Genomic DNA, 18,632 nt, shown 5'->3' with positions numbered 1-18,632 from the left:
TGAGGGTCAGCTAATGAAATGGTCCGGCCGTGCTCCGGCCCTGCCAGTACGAGAAACTGGCAAAGGGCACTCAAGACAAGGAGCACGCCATATCTCAGAAACTCAACGCAGTGATCGCCGTGATCGGCGTCGATATCGGCAAGAACTCGTTCCACATCGTGGGTCATGATCACCGCGGTGCCATCGTGCTGCGGCAGAAGTGGTCACGCGGCCAGGTGGAAACGCGGCTCGCCAACCTGCCGCCGTGCTTGATCGGTATGGAGGCCTGCGTCGGCGCGCATCATCTCAGTCGCAAGCTCCAAATGCTCGGCCACGACGCCCGACTGATGCCGGCGAAATACGTGCGCCCCTATTCGAAGGGACAGTGTGGTCGCGCCGCCACAGTTCCTTTTTTCCTTCGCCGGAAGGCATTTTGTGATTCGCGCCTGCTGCTGGCGCTATGCAAGTCTATAAGCACCGCGGCGGGTCATTCATAGCCAATTGATTTTGAGCCCGGTGGCCGCTGGATGCAATGTCCAACGGCCTTTTCGCGCTATGCCTGCGAAGTATCGAACAGCGCTCAGCGAGCCCCAATGTCCGCTTTGAAGCGCATTACGGACTCAAGTCGGACATCGCGCCACGGACATCGCGCCACGTCCGACAAGTGCCACTTTCGGAAGTCGCCGCGCCCATTCGACTATTTCGTCCGAGCGGACGAACGAGATGGGGCGGCTCCCGATTGATTACAGATCGCGCAGCCTTCTGGTGTGCGACACCGCATAGGATGGTGAACGAAACAGTAGAATTGGATCGTTGGTCGCCTCAATCCCTTCGGCCATCATTAGCGGATCAAAATTTATCTTGTAACTCCCAGCCTTGGGGTCTGGCATTGCTGACGAAAGCGTCAATGTTCCAGCCCTTACTTCCTTTCGATTGTTGGGCCACAGTATTGTCGGGTCGTCCTCGGGATCGCCTGGCTGGCCGATTGTCACCAGCATGTCCCATCGCACCGGACCCCGATGCGTGCGGTGGATGAATGCCTTTTCGAGAAAATCTCGCGGCATGGACTTCTGCTCGGCATCGGAGAGCTGTTTTTCACCATCCTGCGGCACGAAGCGAAACCGGACCATGGTGACCTTGTTATGCTTGTTGACGAACTTGAAGGTGTGAATGCCGTAAAAGGAGCAGTTGGCATAGCTTGGCGGTGGGTTGGTGGTCTGGAGGAAATGAAACTGCGACGTGTTGTCGGGGTGGCTGTTGAGGAACGCCTTAAATTTTTCGGGATCAGGCTTCCCGGTTGCGGGGTCCGGTCTCAGCGCGAGGAATTTATCGAGAAATGTCTTCGGCATCGTTGCGAAGAACATCGGCGTGTGAATCATCGTGATGTGATGCAGACTGCCGCCCGGCAGCCGGAATTGAAGGCCAAGCCCCCGCGGACTTTTTTCCGTATCGGAGGCTTCAGGGTCACCACCAGCCAGGGAAAACCGCGCGACAACCTCGATCTCCTGTCCGGAAAATAGCTGCGAGCGCGAATATTCCGCTGCCTCCGGTGCACCGACAAATATGCCCAGTGCTCCGAACCCCTTAGTATGATTTCTCCGCTTGCCTTGATTGACGCCGTAAGCTGCTTCGAGCGTATTCACGACGTTGTCAGCGGTCGCTTCGAAGGTCTTTTCCGCGATCTCGCTGTTCGGCTCGGCGGCCGCCGCTGGCGATACGAGCGATGACGAGGCGATGGCTTGTCCCATCGCTCCCGCAATTGATAAACTTCCGACTGTCGTAAGGACCTGCCTGCGGCTGTGGCCTTCATTTCCATTGGACATTGAACACTCCTGTTTTGCGATGACTTCATCGGTTGCACTGTGTGTGACTCACGGGAGATAGCGGCCCGCGCGGACCTGCCAATTAAATACGAATTCATTCGTGAGCCTAACTGACGGCCGTTGTCTTTGGATGAAAGCGATTTGAGACGTCGAACTCGGACATTGCTCGACGCAGTCGGCATGTCTCAAAGGTGCCGATCCATTGCGCGATTGAGCGCCTCGGCGCCGTCGTCTCACGACCTGTCCTTGGCGGCCTTCACCATAAGTATCGCAGAATCTGAACTAATTTTCGGCACACACTGGGACTGACTTACCGGTTGCCAAAGCTTGCTACGGATCAGCAGAGAGCCTGGTGAGGCAGCCAAGACGTTGCGGTTTTGACAGAAACTGGCGCGCCGTTCAGAATAAAACGACGAACTCCTGTAAGAAGCGAACGCGCAGGCCTCACCAGATTCGAGTTCAAAAAAGCATCGATCAGCGCATCAGGGTTGGGCCTGCGATAAGCCCGGATCTGTCGAGATCGGACGCAGACCGTTGGATTCCCGTGCCGCTGCGGCGATCGCAGGCTCTGGGAGCCGGATGGGTGGAACTGCCTGGTAGTGCTCCCATCCGCCGCCGAGTGCCTTGTAGAGGGCGACCAGCTGAACGCCTGCTATCCGCCGGGAGATCTCGTATTGGGCTTCGATTTCAAACCGCTGTCGCTCGGCATCGAGGACGTTGAGGAAGTCCGTCAGCCCTCTCTCGTAGCGCTCGGTCGAAAGCCTGACTGCGTCAAGCGCGGCACCGCGGGCGCGGGAAAGGCTGTCCAGCCGACTCTGTTCGGCGTTGTAAGCCGCAATCGCCTGGTCTACCTCCTGCACGGCACCTAGCACATTCGCCTTGTATCGAAGCAGCGCTTCGCGGGCCCGATAGTCAGCCACCTCGATACGCGCATCCAGGGTCCCGAAGTCCAGGACCGGCCAGTAGAGCGCCGGACCAATCCCGCCGATGAACGTAATGGGTGTTCCGGTAGCAGCACGCGGACCGCCCTGCCCGCCCACGGCACCTGTCACAGCCACGCGCGGGAAAAGATCGGCGATTGCAGATCCCATGCGGGCTGTCGCGGCCCCTATCTCAAATTCCGCTTGCTGAATGTCCGCACGCCGCTGCAACAGACTGACCGGCAGCCCGGTCGGAACCTTGGCCGGAAAACGTGGAGCGGGTCCATCCGCCCTGAGTTCTTTCGCCAACGTCTCCGGATACTGTCCGAGCAAGGCGGCGATGACGTAGCGGCTTGACTGGACCTGGCCCGTGAGCGGTCCGAGGCCGGCCTCGAAAGCGGCCAGCTGGCGTTGCGCCAGCGTCACATCGAGCTCGTTGGTGAGTCCCTGGTTGAAGCGGTCCTGCACGAATTCAAGACGCCGCCGGGCAGATTCGATGTTGCTGCGGGTTACAGCGGCCTGCGCCTGAAAACCCCGCAGCTCGATGTACGCGCGAGCAACGTTGGCGATGACCGATACGAGAACCGCGTCGCGGGCCTTCGCGGCCGCCAGCGCATCCAAATGGGAGGCCTCGATCTCGCGACGCAGCTTGCCAAAAATATCAAGCTCCCACGCGGCATCGAAGCCGCCGGCTTCGTCTATGTGATTATAGCCGGTCGTATTGGCCGCACTATGCAGCGTGTCCCCGACGCGTGCGCGAGTATTGTCGGTGCCGGTTCCATAAGCAGCGCCCGCCGACAACTCCCCCTTCGGAAGCGCCGCGCCAATCGCGATGAATTGCTGCGCGCGGGCCTGCTGCAATCGCGCAAGCGCGATTGCGATATCCGGATTGGCGGCGATTGACTGCTCGACAAGCGAAACAAGTCGAGGGTCCCGGAAGGAGCGCCACCATTGCGTGAGATTGACGCTTGCCACGAGCTCGGAGGCCGGGGCGGTCTTACTGGTGTTCACACCAGCGAGGTAGCGTTCCGGAAGCCCCGTTTCGGGAAGCTGGAAATCAGGGCCCACGGAACAAGCCGACAGACCTGCGGCTCCGCAGCACGCAATCCAACCTCTAAATACCCGCCTGGAAAGGAGTGAACTCATATTGTCCCCCTGCCATTATCAAAGGCTGCGACAAATCTGGATTCATTTCATTCCGACGCATTCACGTCGCGACGTTCTCCGACTCACTCCCCTGAAGGCCGGCCACTGGGCTCATGCCCATCAACCTTCATTCCAAAGACGATTTAGCTGCTAAGGTTCACGCAACCTTATCACCTGCCTTGGGGCAAGATTCGGCCTGCGCGACATCTCCATCGTCTATCCGGTCTTGCCCTCTTCGAAACTCTACCACAATTCTTTCCGTCGATGATCGCAATCTGACGGGAGGGTGCGTGGCCGACGCAAGCCCAGCTCTAGTTCGCTTCAGCTTCCTTTTCTGACCCATCCGGCGGGTTGCCTGGGGCGGGATGGCCGGCAATGCGCACGACGTCGCCGGATCCAAGCGAATCGGGCGGGCTATCGACGACCCTGTCGGTCGGCATGAGACCGCCCGTCACTTCGACCTGGACGCCAAGGTTCCGACCCAAACTGATCTTCTTCAGCGTGACCTTATCGTCGTCGCCGATCACGGCGACTTCCAGACCATCTTGCCGGAACAATATCGCGCTGGCCGGCATCAGCATGGTGCTGGGATCGCTCGGAAGGTTCAACCGAGCTTCGACATAAGTGCCGGGCTGAAGCAGCCCATCCGGATTGTCTGCCTGAAGCTCGACCAGCAGGGTTCGCGACGACGTGTTGACCGAGCGTGAGGTCGTCGTGGCCTTGGCCGTAAAGACCTTGCCCGGATATTGCGGCAGGCGCAGTTCGACCGTCAGGCCCCGGTGAATGTTTGCGGCCTGCCGCTGGGGCACCTTGACGTAGATGCGCACCTTGTGAATGTCCGCAACGCTGAACAGTTCCCGCGCCGTGCCGTTGCTACCGGCATTGATGAGCGCGCCGATGTCGGTTTCGCGCGCGGTCACAACGCCATCGAAGGGGGCGACCACCTGCTTGAAGGCTTGCAGCGATTCCAGGCGATCAACATCGGCCTGGGCCATAACCATATCGGCTTTGGCCGCGTTGAGGCGCGCCATGCCGCTCTGATAGTCCGCCTGTTTCGCGTCCTGTTCCTGGACCGATACCACGCCGCGCGGCGAGTCCCGCCAGCGCTCGTAGGTCGTCTTGGCGAACTGGGCTTCGGCGTCCCGAACCTTGACCGTGGCGCTTGCCGCATTGAGCTTGGCCTTGGCGGCCGTCAGCTGGGCGTCAATTTCCGGCGTCTCGATATCGGCGAGCACCTGACCTTTCTTCACCTGAGCTCCGAAGTCGAAGTACCAGTTCTTCAGATAGCCGTTGACCCTCGCGTAAATCGGCGCTTCGTACCAGGCATGGATATCGCCCGGCAGGACGACTTGCTGCTCCGGCGCGCCTTTGGTGGGATGAACAATGTTGACAGTCGGTATCGCGGCAGCATCGGTCCATGCAGCGACCGCCTTCTCTTGCGACTGACGAAGTAAGACTCCATCAAGTGCGACCGCCATCACAAGGACGACGGCGCTTACGCTGAGCAGTCGCGGCATCTTGCGTGGCCGCGGCTTCGCCGGGATGGATTCTTGAACCTTGTCGCCGTGTTCCGACACATCGTTTCTCCCATTCAGGTGGCAGGTTCCGCGGTCTGCTCGGAAGGCGGTCCGCCCTCGGTCGCGTGAGTGTGGCGGCCATGCAGAAGGCTGAACACCGTTGGAACGAAGAACAGCGTGGCCAACGTTGCAACGAGTAGCCCGCCGATGACGGCTCGCCCAAGCGGAGCGTTCTGCTCGCCGCCTTCACCCATCGCGAATGCCATGGGCAGCATGCCGATGACCATCGCAAGGGCGGTCATCAGCACCGGTCGAAAACGGGTGAACCCGGCTTCGAGCGCCGCGGCCGTCGCGTCCAAACCTTCCTCGAGCTTTTCGCGCGCGAAACTGACCAGCAAAATGCTGTTTGCTGTCGCGATGCCCATGCACATCAGGGCCCCCGTCAGAGCAGGAACCGACAACGTCGTCTCGGTAATGAACAGCATCCAGACAATGCCGGCGAGTGCCCCAGGCAACGCCGAAATGATAATGAGCGGATCGAGCCAGGATTGGAAATTGACCGCGATCACCAGATAGATCAGCACGATCGCGCCGAGCAGGCCGAGATAGAGCTGGTCATAGGCGCTCGTCATCGTCTGGACCTGCCCGCGCAGCGCCACATAGGAGCCGGGCGGGACGTCCTTTTTGGTCTCGCTGATAATGCGGCGGATGTCGGAGGCGACCGCGCCAAGATCCCGTGCTTGGGTGGCGCCGTAGATATCGATCACCGGCTGAGCGTCGTAATGCGATACGACTCCCGCGCTCGGACCGAAGGAAAAGTCGGCCAGCCCGCCGAGATATTGCGGCGTTCCGGATTTATTGGACGTGATCGGAACATTGGCGAGATCGGACATGGTGTCGATGCGGTACTGCGGCACCTGCGCGACGATCGGGTAGGAAACGCCGTTCTTGGTATTGAGCCAGAAATTCGGCTTCACCTGACCGCTGCCGGACAGCGTGACCAGAAGGCTGTCGGCGACGTCGCGCTGGCTCAGCCCGACCTCGTCCGCAAGCGTCCGATCGACCGCAACATTGATTTGCGGATAGCTGTAGGTTTGCTGGATGCGCAGGTCGGCGATCCCGGGCACCTTGCGGATGCGCTTGAGGAGCTCAGTCGCATACGCGTAATTGGCTTCCTGCTTCGTTCCGATCACTTGCAGATCAATCGGCGCCGGCAGGCCGAAATTAAGGATCTGCGTAACGATGTCGGCCGGAAGGAATGCGAACGTTGTGCCGGGGAATGCCTGCGGCAGCAGGGTCCGCAACCGCTTGACGTAGGAGGCCGTCGGCGAGTGGTTCTCGTGAAGCGAAATGAGGATATCGGCATCCGAGGGACCGATCGTGCCGGTGTTGCTATAGGCGACGTTGATGCCGCTGATCGGCAGTCCGATGTTGGTCACGGTGCTCGCGAGCTGATCCGGCGGGATCATCTGACGAATTTTCTGCTCGACCTCGTGGCACAGGCTCGCGGTTTCCTCGATTCTCGTTCCTGCCTGCGAGCGCACATGGATCAGGATTTGCCCTGCATCGACCGACGGAAAGAAATTCTGCCCGAGAAACGGCACCAGGACGAACGACGACACGGTACAAGCCAGGAATCCGGCGACAAACAACTTGGGACGCCCGAGAGCGCCGGAGAGAAATCTGTGGTAGGCGTTGCGGATTTGCTCAAACCGATACTCGAATCCGAGTTGGAAACGCTTCAGCAGATTTCGCGATGGAGCGGCCGGGCGTGCGGAACCATCGGCGCCGTGGGCAAGGTGCGGCACACGCAGCAAATAATTCGCCAGCGTCGGGACTAAGGTGCGGGACAGCAGGAACGAGCCGAGGAGGGCGAAAACGACGGCTTCCGCCAACGGCCTAAACAGATAGCCGACGACGCCGGCAAGCTGGAACATCGGTGCGAACACGATGCAGATGCAGACCAGTGTGACGAAGGCAGGAACGACGATCTGCCGGGCTCCGTCCATGATTGCCGATTCCAGCGACTTGCCCTGTTCGAGATGCCAGTTGATATTCTCAAGGGTGACGGTGCCGTCATCGACCAGGATTCCAACCGCAAGCGCGAGCCCCCCGAGCGTCATCACATTGATCGTTTCGCCCAACAACGACAGCGTGGCGAGCGAAAATAGAATAGCGAGCGGGATCTCGATCATGATGATGATGGTCGAGCGCCAACTTCCGAGGAACAGCAGGATCATCAATCCGGTCAACGCCGCCGCAATGGCGCCTTCGCGAACCACGCCGGTGACGGCGGCCCTAATAAAGGGCGACTGGTCACCAACGGTGTGGAGGTCGAGCCCAGACGGCAATCCCGCCTCGATCCTGGGCAGCCGCGCCTTGACGCCGGCGATAATGTCCAGGGTCGAGGCCGACCCGGCATTCAGGATCGACATCAGCACGGCCTTGGCGCCATTAACCCGAACAATATTGGTCTGCGGCGGCGAGCCGTCATGCGCATAGGCGACGTCGCGGACATGAATGACTGTGCCGTCAACCTTCTTCACCGGGAGGTCATTGATCCGGTCCAGCACAGTTGGGCTGGCATTGAGGCCAACGTTCCACTCGAATTTGCCGATCTTTTGCGTACCGGCTGGAAGGACCAAATTTTGCGCGGAGATCGCGTTGACGACATCGTCGGCCGACACATTGTGCGATTGCATCGCCCGCTGATCGAGGTCGACCTGAGCCTGAAGAATTTTGCCGCCATAAGGGGAAGGCAGGGCGGCGCCATTGACGGTTGCGAGCTGCGGGCGAATGGAATTTTGGCCAAGATCGAATAACTGATCTTGGGGAAGCTTCTTGCTCGAGAGCGCCAGATTGAGGATCGGCACGCTCGAGGCATTGTAGCTGAGGACATAAGGTGGAGTGATGCCAGCCGGCAGGAGCTTTAGGACGGTCTGCGACACGGCGGTCACCTGAGCGAGCGCAGCCCCGATGTCGACACCCTTCTGGAAGAAGATCTTGACGACGCCGTAGCCGCTCAGCGACTGCGACTCGACATGCTCGATGCCGTTGACCTGCGAGGTCAGCTGGCGTTCGTAATAGTAGATGACCCGGTCGGACATGTCCTTCGGCAGCAGTCCGGAATAGGTCCAGACGACACTGACGACAGGAATATTGATTTTGGGAAATATGTCGGTCGGTGTCCGTAGCGCCGACAACGAACCGAAGATCGCAATGAGAAATGCCAACACGATGAACGTGTAAGGCCGCTTGAGGGCTACTTGAACAATCCACATTTGTATAGCCCCTCCGGCCCGTCCGACGATTGCTCTTTCCGCGTTGACATATTCTTTGGGCGCAAGATTTCCCCACAAACGAGCGCATCATGATGGACGGCCCACATCCAGCCGACGCCGTGGACCGCATAATGTCGCCTCGGGGGACAAGCGTTGCGTGGTTGCCCGGAACGTTATCTAGGCCGCGGGTCTATTTGCGCGATTAAATATTGGTTTAGGGTTGCTCATATTGTTCTGAGTGGTCGCAGGATCAGATCCTATTTTCCGATCAACTGCGATTAGGTATTCCGCCGCACGCCAAGTCGTATCGTTCGGCGAAGGCCTGACAGGACCGGCTCTTTGAGTACGGAGGGCTGATAGCCGAAGGAGAAGCGGTCCGCCGCTTTCTGTCATGTCGCAGGGTCTGCGCCGTCCTGCATCTCGACGGTGGTGATCCCACTGCGCAGGAGAAACGCGTACTGGTCCGGTAGGATGTTGCCCGTCGCTCTGATCTCGGCAGAAAACGCCAGGTGCCCGCGCAGGCTACGGGCCTGAGTAAAACCGCGCCCGTCACGAAACGTCGGGAAATTGACAGCAACGAGAGACAGTCGGTCGAGATAGGGCGCCAGAACCTCTGCCGGTTGGTCAACCGGCAGGGCGACGCCGAGACGCAGATGCGTTGCAGTTCGAACGGCCCGTCTTGCTTCAAGCAAGACAGGTTCAAAATACAGGGGCCCGAAGGCAGCGCCGCGTCGTCCGCCGTGCTCGACAACTGCGCCGACGACATCGCGTTCCGTAAACATACCAACCGCGGTGTTGCCCTGAGTCCGGCAACATCCTTAACCACAAGGGCGCTTATGTTGTCGGCGCGTATTAACTTGGGCGGCAACGACGACGGTTTCGTTCATTAGACCCGTCGCAACGCAAGCGATTTTCTTGCGCAAGATGTCTCCGAACTTGCATCTCAATACTCCCTCAGATGGCCTGCTCCCAGCTCCCGTCAATGTCAGAACGCATTCTTGAATCGCGCGACATAGTCTGGGCTTCCGTAGACCCACATAGGCTCGTCGCATTGGCTCGGGCCGTGGTCGGTCATACAGGCAGCGCTCCAAGGCGGAGCCGCGACCTCGCGGCCCTCGATGCCAAATGTCTGCGAGGGAATCCTGCTTTCGTGCGTTCGCGCCTGAACCGTAGCCGGCGTAGCGAGTGACGGTACTAGCAGCAGCGCCGCCAAAAGATATTTCGTCTTCATCGTTTGGCTCCTCGTTTGCGGGAGCCTCATATTGACTGCTCTCCGTCACCAAAACTGGATGCTCGCAGCACTCGAAATCGGATCATCGAGCTGCGCGCGAGCGCTAACGAGAAAGATAAGAACGATGCACGGGACGACCATTAAATTGATTTTTAAGGCATTAAACTCGAATTGAAATCGGCAAGAACCGCAAAAGAAGGAATGTTAGATGATCGCCTGTCAGCATTGCTTCAGTAAAAACGCTGCTGATGTCGTTTGCATTATGCGTGAAGGATCATTCGCCGCCAACTCGCATCCAAGTCCGCGCGCGCCCGAAGCCGACCTGCTTTCAAGGCCGTAACCGGCCACACATGGCCCTAGTCCTCTGCAACCAAGGATTCGCGGCATTCCGGGAAGCGGGCGATGACGCGGGCATCGAGCCGGTCGGTCTTCTCCAGAACTCCCATCGACTCGGCGTAGCGGCGGACGCTGCGCGGATTGGTCAGGGCGCAAGACAGACCCGCCTCCCACAACGACAAAAACGCCAGGCGTTCATAGCCCCCGGTCGCTTCCATCACCACCAGTCCCGCCTGATGCTGGCGGCAAAACGCCGCCAGCTCGGCGATCCCGGCGGCACTATTGTCGAAACTCGCGAAGACCGCCCCGGGCTCAATGCACGCATCGAGCCTGGCCTTCGAAAAGATCAACTCCACAAATGATCCTCATCACGGTAACCTGCCTTGTTCGTGCGATCGTGATCCAGCGACTGTTCGGTCGTGCGTGACAACGGCGAAGATCCCAGGCTCACCCACGGTTGTTGCCGGAGGGGTATCGGGCGACATCGCCGCGCTTTGGGGGGGGGGGGGGGGGGCCCCCCCCCCCCCCCCCCCGCCCCCCCCCCCCCCCCCCCAAAGCGCTCAGTCGCTTCCATCGCACATTTTGGTCAATGGGCAGATACAAGGGGTCTTCTCCGCGCATAGAGACCCCTCATCCGGCGCGGACTTCGTCCGCGCCACCTTCTTCCACAAGGGGAGAAGGAAAGAAGTCCCTACGCCACCATCTCCGCCACCGCCTTGCCGCACGCGGTCGTGTCCGCATTGCCACCGAGATCCCTGGTGCGCAGCGTGCGTTCACCGAGCGTGCGCTCGATGGCGTCGACGATCGAGGCGGCCGCCTGTTTCTCACCGAGATGCTCCAGCATCATCGCGCCCGACCAGATCATGCCGATCGGGTTGGCGATGCCCTGGCCTGCGATATCGGGCGCGGAGCCGTGCACGGGCTCGAACACCGACGGGAAGTTACCTTCCGGATTGATATTGCCCGATGGCGCAATCCCGATGGTGCCGGTGCAGGCCGGGCCGAGATCGGACAGGATATCGCCGAACAGATTGGAGCCGACCACGACGTCGAACCAGTCCGGGTGCAGCACGAAATTCGCGGTCAGAATATCGATGTGATATTTGTCCCACTTCACTTTCGGATAGCTTTTGGCCATCGCCTCCACCCGCTCATCCCAATACGGCATGGTGATCGAGATGCCGTTGGATTTCGTGGCCGAGGTCAGGTGCTTCTTCGGGCGTGACTGCGCCAGATCGAACGCGAATTTGAGGATGCGGTCGACGCCGATCCGGGTCATCACCGTCTGCTGGGTGACGAATTCGCGGTCAGTGTCCGGGAACATCCGGCCGCCGACCGAGGAATATTCGCCTTCGGTATTCTCGCGCACCACCCAGAAATCGATATCGCCGGGCTTGCGGCCCGCGAGCGGCGACGGCACGCCGGGCATCAGCCGCACCGGACGCAAATTGACGTACTGGTCGAATTCCCTGCGGAATTTGATCAGCGAGCCCCACAAGGAAATGTGATCGGGGATTTTTGCGGGCCAGCCGACCGCGCCGAAATAGATCGCGTCATGCTTGCCGATTTGCCCCTTCCAGTCCTCCGGCATCATCTCGCCGTGCTTTTCGTAATAGTCGTAGGACGCGAAGTCGAAATGGTCGAAATGCACGGCCACGCCGTGCTTTTTCGCGGCCGCTTCCAGCACGCGCAGGCCTTCCGGGACCACTTCCTTGCCGATGCCGTCGCCGGGAATGACCGCGATCCGATACTGCTTTTTGCTCATTGGGATTTCCTTAAGGTAACTCGCCGCGCCGCTAATGCCGCTTATTTGACGGCCTTGCAATGGACCAAACCTTGCCGTGGCGCAACGCTGCACTGCAAAGTTGACCACCACACCACCGGCCGCTTACCAATTCAGCCGACCTGCCGACATCCCCCAGCAAGCGAGCATTCCCATGGATCTGCATTTACGCGGCAAGCGCGTCCTGATTACCGGCGCCTCGAAGGGCATTGGCGCTGCCGCGGCCGAAGCCTTCGCCGAGGAAGGCTGCGACCTCATGCTCGCTGCCCGCAGCGGCGACACGCTCAACGCGCTCACCGAGCGCCTTCGCTCCACCCATCAGATCAGCGCCACGGCCCACGCCGTCGACCTCCGAAATGCCGCCGATCTTGCAAAACTCGCAAAGGACGCCGCCGACATCGACATCCTCGTTAACAATGCCGGCGATATCCCGGGCGGCTCGATCGACAAGATCGATGAGGTGACCTGGCGGCACGCCTGGGAACTCAAAGTGTTCGGCTATATCAACCTGACCCGCGCTGTATATGCGCAGATGAAGGCGCGCGGCCACGGCGTGATCGTCAACGACATCGGTGCGGCCGGTGAAAAATTCGACGCCAATTACATCTGCGGCAGCGCCGGCAACGCCGCCCTGATGGCCTTCACCCGCGCGCTCGGGGGAAAGAGCCTGGCCGACAATATCCGCGTGGTCGGCATCAATCCCGGCCCGGTCGGCACCGACCGCCACGTCACGCTCTTGAAGACCCGCGCCAAACATCAGTTCGGCGACGAGAACCGCTACAAGGAATTCCAGAAAGGCATGCCGCTCGGCCGTCCCGCCCATGCGCGCGAGATCGGCGACCTGATGGCGTTCCTGGCTTCCGATCGCTCGGGGTATACCTCGGGGGTGATTTACACGGTGGACGGCGGCATCAGCGCGGGGTGGGGGTAGTTTCAATGTCCGCCGACAGGAGATTGTGGATGGCCCGTCGTGGGCCGACTGACTCGCCCGACACCAGACGCCGTCATTTCCTGAGACAGCTGGCGACGGCCGGCCTGGCGGCAGGTGCGCCGGGATTTCCGGCGACGGCGCAAACCGGGCAGGATTCCGCAACGGCCGGAAGAAATCCGGTTTCGCTGGCGGAGACGCTGGCCCGCTATGCGACCGAACTGCGGTACGAGGATCTTCCCGAAGATGTCGTACGGATCGCCAAGCGCAGCATTCTCGATACAATTGGCTGCGCATTCGGCGGTTACGCGGCGGGACCGAGCAAGATTGCCATCAAGCTTGCGAGCGACGTCAGTTCAAAGCAGCCTGCGACCGTCCTGGTCAGCGGTATCAAGACGAGCCCCGATCTGGCGGTTTTCGCCAACGGCGTCATGATCCGATACCTGGATTTCAACGACGCTTTCGTCAGTCTCACCCATGGCGCCGGGCATCCGAGCGATACCATCGCGGCGCTGCTGACCTCGGCCGAACTCTCCGCGCGCAGCGGCCGCGATCTCGTCGTTGCGACCGTGCTCGCCTACGAAGTATTCTGCAAGATCGCGGATGTCTTTGACTATCTCGGCAACGGCATCGACCATTCGACCATCACCGGCATCGCGGCCGTGGTTGGCGCCGGGCGCCTGATGGGGCTGACGGCGCCGCAAATGGTCCACGCGATCGGGATCACCGTCGGTGGCAACACCGCAACCCGACAGGGCCGCGCCGACGAACTGTCGAACTGGAAGGCCTTCGCGGCGGCCGACGCCTGCCGCAAGGCGATCTTCGCCGCGCAACTCGCACAAAACGGAATGACGGGGCCGGGCCAGGTGTTCGAGGGACGCTATGGCTTCTTCAAGGTGATGGGCCGCCAGCCGGTCCAGCCGCCGCAGCTCGGCGAGCCGTTCGGCATAAGGCGCGCCTTCACCAAACGTTTTCCGCTTGGCCAGTTCTCGCAAACCGTTGCCCAGGCGGCCGTGGAAGCGCGGCCGTTTTTCAAAGACCCGGACGACATCCAGCAGGTCAACGTCCACGTCTCGCACTCCGCGATCAAGATCATGGCTGACGGACCAGACAAGTGGCGGCCGCAGACGCACGAAACCGCCGATCACAGCATCCCCTATGCGGCGGGCATCGTGCTGATGTACGGCAAGATCGAGCCCGAATACTACGAGGACCCCTATCTGCACGACCCCCACCTGCTCGACCTCGTCAGCCGTATCAAAATCCTGCCGTCGGATGAAGCCGACAGGACGGAGCGGGAATTCAATCTGTGCGAGCTGGAAGTCGTCCTCAAATCGGGCCCGCGCAAGACGGTCCGCGTCGAATACCATCGCGGGCACTTCAGGAATCCGATGACCGACGCCGAAATGGAAGAGAAGTTTCGGCTGATGGCGCAGAAGCATCTTGGCGCCGATCGCGTCGACAATCTGCTGCGCCTTTTGTGGGGAATCGAGAGTGTGCCGCAGGCGAATGCCCTCATCGCCGCGACGCTGATTTGATCGCCAGCGCCGGAATACGACGATCAGGCCGCCGTCCGCTCGAACAACTGCCGGATCAGCGTCGTGATCCGTCCCTCCCGCGCCATCATCTCCTGCATGATCGTAAAATGGTTGGCGCCGGGAATTTCCTCATAGGTCACCGGCAATCCATATCGGGCGCGGTGACCGGCAAAATCCGCGGTCTGCTTGCGCAGCAACGGCAATTCCGCGCTGCCGACCACCAACGACAACGGTTTTGGCGGGCCGCCCGCCTGCGTCATCGGCGAGTTGCGGTGCGACATCGGCCCATCGAGCCTGAGCTTGACGTTGAGATAGCTGTGCCGGATCGGATCGAGATCGTAGATACCCGATATCGCCATCCCCGCTTTCACGTGCGGATGCGACAGCGCCATCGAGGTGAGATGGCCGCCGGCGGACCAGCCGGATACCACGATGCCGTCTTTGGCCGCGCCAAGCGCCGGCAATTGTTTTGCCAGAAAGTCGATGCCGGCATGGATCTCGGCGACGATCTCGTCCAGCGTCGCATCCGGCGCCAGCGTGTAGCCGATCAGCGCGACATTGATGCCGTGCGCCATCGGGCCCTCGGCCACGATCGTAAAGACCTCCTTGGCCCGCGTCTGCCAATAGCCGCCATGGATGAACAGCAGCGTCGGCGCATTGTCGACCGCCTTTAAAAAATCGATCCGGTTTCGCTCGCGCGGGCCATACCGGAGGTCGATGTGATCGGGGTAGCGCTTGCGCATCTCGGCGGAACGCTGTTCCCAGCCGGCGACCATGGCGACGCTTTCGGGCACCGCAACGCCGTTATTGAAGCCGCGGTCGCGCTCCTCCTGGCTCATGGTGCGCCAATCCAGCGCAGCGAACGTCGTCGTCATGCTTGGGTCTCCGATTCGAGCCACAACTTGAGCACGTTTCCTCTTTTCCTGAAAATGTTCTACAGCACCATCGGTGACCTCAAGGCGGGACGCATGGGAGAGACGCGAGTGGCTGATCAAGACTTGGTGAAGGAAACGGCGTGCGCCGTCGTTGGCAAACTGAACGCGGGCGAAATCACCCCGCTCGATCTGCTCGACGTGCTGGAAAAACGGATTACCGAAGTCGATGGCAAGGTCAATGCCCTGCCGACGCTGTGCTTCGATCGCGCCCGCAGCCACGCCAAAACCCTGATGAAGAAGCCGGCCGGCGAACGCGGCCTGCTCGCGGGCCTGCCGGTGCCGATCAAGGATCTGACCGCGGTCGCGGGCGTGCTCACCACGCAGGGCTCTCCGATCTATAGGGACAATATCCCCGCGCGCTCCGATATCCTGGTCGAGCATCTCGAAAACAATGGCGGCGTGATCTACGCCAAGTCGAACACCCCGGAATTCGGCGCCGGCGCCAACACCTTCAACGAAGTATTCGGCGCGACCCGCAATCCCTGGGACACTTCGCTCTCCGCCGCGGGCTCCTCGGGCGGTGCTGCAGTGGCGCTCGCGACCGGCATGGCCTGGCTCGCCCACGGCTCCGACATGGGCGGCTCGTTGCGCAACCCCGCGAGCTTCTGCGGCATCGTCGGTCTGCGCCCGAGCATCGGCCGCGTCGCGCATACGCCAAAATTCGGGATCAACCGCACCCTCGGCGTCCAGGGACCGATGGCGCGCAATGTCGAAGATCTCGCACTGCTGCTTGACGCGATGAGCGGCGAGCACGCGGCCGATCCGCTGTCCCTGCCCGCGCTGCCGAATTCGTTTCTTTCCGCCGCGCGATCCGGCGGCAGGCCGAAGCGGATCGCCTATTCGCCGGATCTCGGCATCACGCCGGTCGATCCCGAAGTCAAAGCGGTCACCCGCAAGGCCGCCGAACGCTTTGCCGAAGCCGGCGCGATCGTCGAGGAGGCGCATCCCGACCTCAGCGAAGCGCATGAATGCTTCCACGTGCTGCGCGCCTTTGACTTTGCGATCAGCAAGGCCGAACTGCTGCGCACCAAGCGCGACCAGCTCAAGCCGGAAGTGATCTGGAATATCGAGGAAGGCCTCAAGCTAACGGTCGAGCAGCTCGAGCGCGCCGAAGCGCAGCGCGTCACCATGACCGCACGCACGCTCGAATTCTTCCATACCTACGATCTGCTGCTGACGCCCGCGACCATCGTGGCGCCGTTCCCGGTTGAAAACCGCTACGTCGCCGAATGCGCCGGCAAGAAATTCGACAATTATGTCGAGTGGCTCGGCATCGTCTATGCGATCACGCTGGCGTGCTGCCCGGCGCTTTCGCTGCCCTGCGGCTTTACCGCGAGCGGCCTGCCTGTCGGGTTGCAGATGGTGGCGCCGCCGCGCGGCGAGGCGCAACTTCTCGCAGGCGCCAAGGCGCTGGAGGACATTCTCGGCGTGCGTGGCACGACGCCGATCGATCCGAGGGCGCCGAGGTAATTTGTTCCCTCATGGTGAGGAGGCGCACTCCCGGCAGTGCCTTGGCGCTGTCCGGTGCGCCGTCTCCGGACGATGCTTCGCATCGCCGGGAGAACCATGAGGCCCCAGCCGGGCTTTCATCCTTCGAGACGCGGCGAAGACGCCGCTCCTCAGGATGAGGTCAAGAAGATTTTCCACGCTGGCGAATGGCGCTTGCGCGGCTATAATCCCGTCAACGAAAATTCAAGGCGCGCGCAACGCGTGCCGCTGAGGGAACGCCGGCCATGTCGGGAAAACTGAAAATCCGCGTCGACCAGGACAAATGTCAGGGACATGCCCGCTGCAAGGCGCTGGCGCCCGAACTGTTCGATCTCGATGAATTCGGCAACGCCCACGAGGTCGGCGACGGTTCCGTTCCCGCAGGGCTGGAAGACAAGGCGTGGCTGGCCCAGACCAATTGCCCGGAGATCGCCATCGCGGTCACCGAGGAATAGCCCGATCCCGAAGGCCATCCAATGACAGAACAAGCGATCAAACCCGCGGCCGATCATCTCGACATCGCCGACGTCGAACGCCGGATCAAGGCGATCTTCATCGGCTCGGTCTACCACCTTCGTGATCTTCGGCTCGCTGATCTTCGCGACCATCCTGCAGCCGCTCTACGGCGCGCTGTCGGACCGCATCGGCCGCAAGCCGCTGCTGATCTTCTTCGGCGTCGCCGGCACATTGTCGACAATCCCGATCCTGACCACCTTGAAGGAGACCAAGTCGCCCTTCATGGCCTTTCTGCTGATTTGCGCCGCCTGGATCTTCGTCGCCGGCTATACCTCGATCAACGCCATCGTGAAGGCCGAATTGTTTCCGACCAATGTCCGCGCGCTCGGCGTCGGCCTGCCCTTTGCGATCACGGTGTCGCTGTTCGGCGGCACCGCGCCCGCGGTCGCGCTGTACTTCAAGAGCCTCGGCCATGAGGACTGGTTCTATTACTACCGCTCTGGCATGATCTTTCTGTCGCTGCTGATCTATGCAACGATGCGCGATACCAAACATGAATCGGCGATGCATCGCCACGAATGACTGGTCCCGGCATGACCGACGACAACGAGCCGCCGCCCGAGAGCAAGCTGACGCGCAGCAAGGAACGCTGGGCGCGCGAGGGACGCTTCCTCACCGGAAAGATCTCGCGTCCCGAAGACCAGCGCCTGCCGCCCGGACAGCATCTAACGAAGGATTGGCCGACGCTCGATCTCGGCTTGACGCCGAACATCTCGCGCGAGCGCTGGCGGCTCGACGTTTACGGCGTGGTCGAACAGCCGATCTTCTGGGATTTTAATCAGTTCACGGCGCAGCCCCAGACGAAATTCCTGTCCGACATCCACTGCGTCACGACCTGGTCGCGCTACGACAATCAATGGGAAGGCCTCGCCACGCGCGATCTGCTGATGGCCTGCCAGCCCCGCGACGAGGCACGCTTCGTGGTGCTGCATTCCCATGACGGCTACATCACCAATCTTTCGCTGGAAGATTTTGCCGCCGAGGACGCCCTGCTCGCGCATAGCTGGTCGGGCCAGCCGCTGGAGCAGGAGCACGGCGGCCCGGTGCGCCTGGTCGTGCCGCATCTCTATTTCTGGAAGAGCGCCAAATGGCTGCAGAGCATCGAATTCCTTAGCGAGGACGCGCTGGGCTATTGGGAAGTGCGCGGCTATCACAACCGCGGCGATCCCTGGAAGGAAGAGCGATATTCCGGGGATTGAGTGCGACGCTTG

General features: G+C 61.1%; 14 protein-coding genes and 2 pseudogenes. 7 read left to right on the top strand and 9 right to left on the bottom strand.

All coding sequences use genetic code 11. The annotated features are described in order from the left end of the window. Positions 1–89 precede the first annotated feature (89 nt). Positions 90–362: pseudogene (locus NL528_RS16040) on the top strand (IS110 family transposase); the annotation flags it as partial. A 360-nt stretch (positions 363–722) separates the two neighbouring features. On the opposite strand, the gene NL528_RS16035 reads toward NL528_RS16040, so the two are convergent. From NL528_RS16035 to NL528_RS16000, 8 genes are all read right to left on the bottom strand, one after another. Then, on the bottom strand, positions 723–1,802 hold the full coding sequence (locus tag NL528_RS16035; protein ID WP_309183650.1) for a catalase family peroxidase: 1,080 nt from the start codon (positions 1,800–1,802) through the stop codon (positions 723–725). Between the two features lie 482 nt (positions 1,803–2,284). After that, positions 2,285–3,790 (bottom strand): efflux transporter outer membrane subunit, encoded by a 1,506-nt coding sequence (locus NL528_RS16030; RefSeq protein ID WP_309183649.1) that lies wholly within the window; start codon positions 3,788–3,790, stop codon positions 2,285–2,287. Between the two features lie 389 nt (positions 3,791–4,179). Then, on the bottom strand, positions 4,180–5,346 hold the full coding sequence (locus NL528_RS16025) for an efflux RND transporter periplasmic adaptor subunit (protein WP_309184916.1): 1,167 nt from the start codon (positions 5,344–5,346) through the stop codon (positions 4,180–4,182). A 113-nt stretch (positions 5,347–5,459) separates the two neighbouring features. Beyond that, positions 5,460–8,666 (bottom strand): efflux RND transporter permease subunit, encoded by a 3,207-nt coding sequence (locus NL528_RS16020; protein WP_309183648.1) that lies wholly within the window; start codon positions 8,664–8,666, stop codon positions 5,460–5,462. A gap of 389 nt (positions 8,667–9,055) precedes the next feature. Continuing rightward, positions 9,056–9,448, bottom strand: a complete 393-nt coding sequence (locus NL528_RS16015) for a DUF934 domain-containing protein (RefSeq protein ID WP_309183647.1) — start codon at positions 9,446–9,448, stop codon at positions 9,056–9,058. 203 nt (positions 9,449–9,651) lie between these two features. Next, a complete protein-coding gene (locus NL528_RS16010; RefSeq protein ID WP_309183646.1) occupies positions 9,652–9,897 on the bottom strand; it encodes a hypothetical protein in 246 nt (81 codons plus the stop codon). A gap of 356 nt (positions 9,898–10,253) precedes the next feature. Beyond that, positions 10,254–10,589, bottom strand: coding sequence for a transposase (locus NL528_RS47105; RefSeq protein WP_375144017.1), 336 nt, complete (start codon positions 10,587–10,589; stop codon positions 10,254–10,256). 335 nt (positions 10,590–10,924) lie between these two features. Next, entirely contained in the window at positions 10,925–11,998 is a 1,074-nt protein-coding gene (locus NL528_RS16000; RefSeq protein ID WP_309183644.1) for a tartrate dehydrogenase, read from the bottom strand. Between the two features lie 172 nt (positions 11,999–12,170). Between NL528_RS16000 and NL528_RS15995 the strand changes: the two genes are divergently transcribed. Both NL528_RS15995 and NL528_RS15990 read left to right on the top strand, forming a co-directional pair. Next, a complete protein-coding gene (locus NL528_RS15995) occupies positions 12,171–12,947 on the top strand; it encodes an SDR family oxidoreductase (protein WP_309183642.1) in 777 nt (258 codons plus the stop codon). A gap of 29 nt (positions 12,948–12,976) precedes the next feature. Further along, a complete protein-coding gene (locus NL528_RS15990) occupies positions 12,977–14,482 on the top strand; it encodes an MmgE/PrpD family protein (RefSeq protein ID WP_309183641.1) in 1,506 nt (501 codons plus the stop codon). Between the two features lie 23 nt (positions 14,483–14,505). On the opposite strand, the gene NL528_RS15985 is transcribed toward NL528_RS15990, so the two are convergent. After that, a complete protein-coding gene (locus NL528_RS15985; protein WP_309183640.1) occupies positions 14,506–15,357 on the bottom strand; it encodes an alpha/beta hydrolase in 852 nt (283 codons plus the stop codon). Between the two features lie 93 nt (positions 15,358–15,450). Here NL528_RS15985 and NL528_RS15980 point away from each other — a divergent pair, with 93 nt between their 5' ends. The 4 genes and pseudogenes from NL528_RS15980 to NL528_RS15965 all read left to right on the top strand — a co-directional run bounded on the left by NL528_RS15980 (position 15,451) and on the right by NL528_RS15965 (position 18,620). After that, positions 15,451–16,887, top strand: a complete 1,437-nt coding sequence (locus tag NL528_RS15980; RefSeq protein ID WP_309184915.1) for an amidase family protein — start codon at positions 15,451–15,453, stop codon at positions 16,885–16,887. Positions 16,888–17,150: 263 nt separating this feature from the next. Beyond that, positions 17,151–17,360, top strand: a complete 210-nt coding sequence (locus tag NL528_RS15975) for a ferredoxin (RefSeq protein ID WP_309183639.1) — start codon at positions 17,151–17,153, stop codon at positions 17,358–17,360. Between the two features lie 112 nt (positions 17,361–17,472). Next, positions 17,473–17,943 (top strand): annotated as a pseudogene (locus NL528_RS15970) (MFS transporter); the annotation flags it as partial. 11 nt (positions 17,944–17,954) lie between these two features. Further along, positions 17,955–18,620 (top strand): sulfite oxidase-like oxidoreductase, encoded by a 666-nt coding sequence (locus tag NL528_RS15965; RefSeq protein WP_309183638.1) that lies wholly within the window; start codon positions 17,955–17,957, stop codon positions 18,618–18,620. Positions 18,621–18,632 lie beyond the last annotated feature (12 nt).

Source organism: Bradyrhizobium sp. Ash2021, assembly GCF_031202265.1.
GTDB lineage: Bacteria > Pseudomonadota > Alphaproteobacteria > Rhizobiales > Xanthobacteraceae > Bradyrhizobium.
The sequence above is the reverse complement of the archived record's forward strand: the minus strand, read 5'-3'. Positions and strand labels throughout refer to the sequence as shown.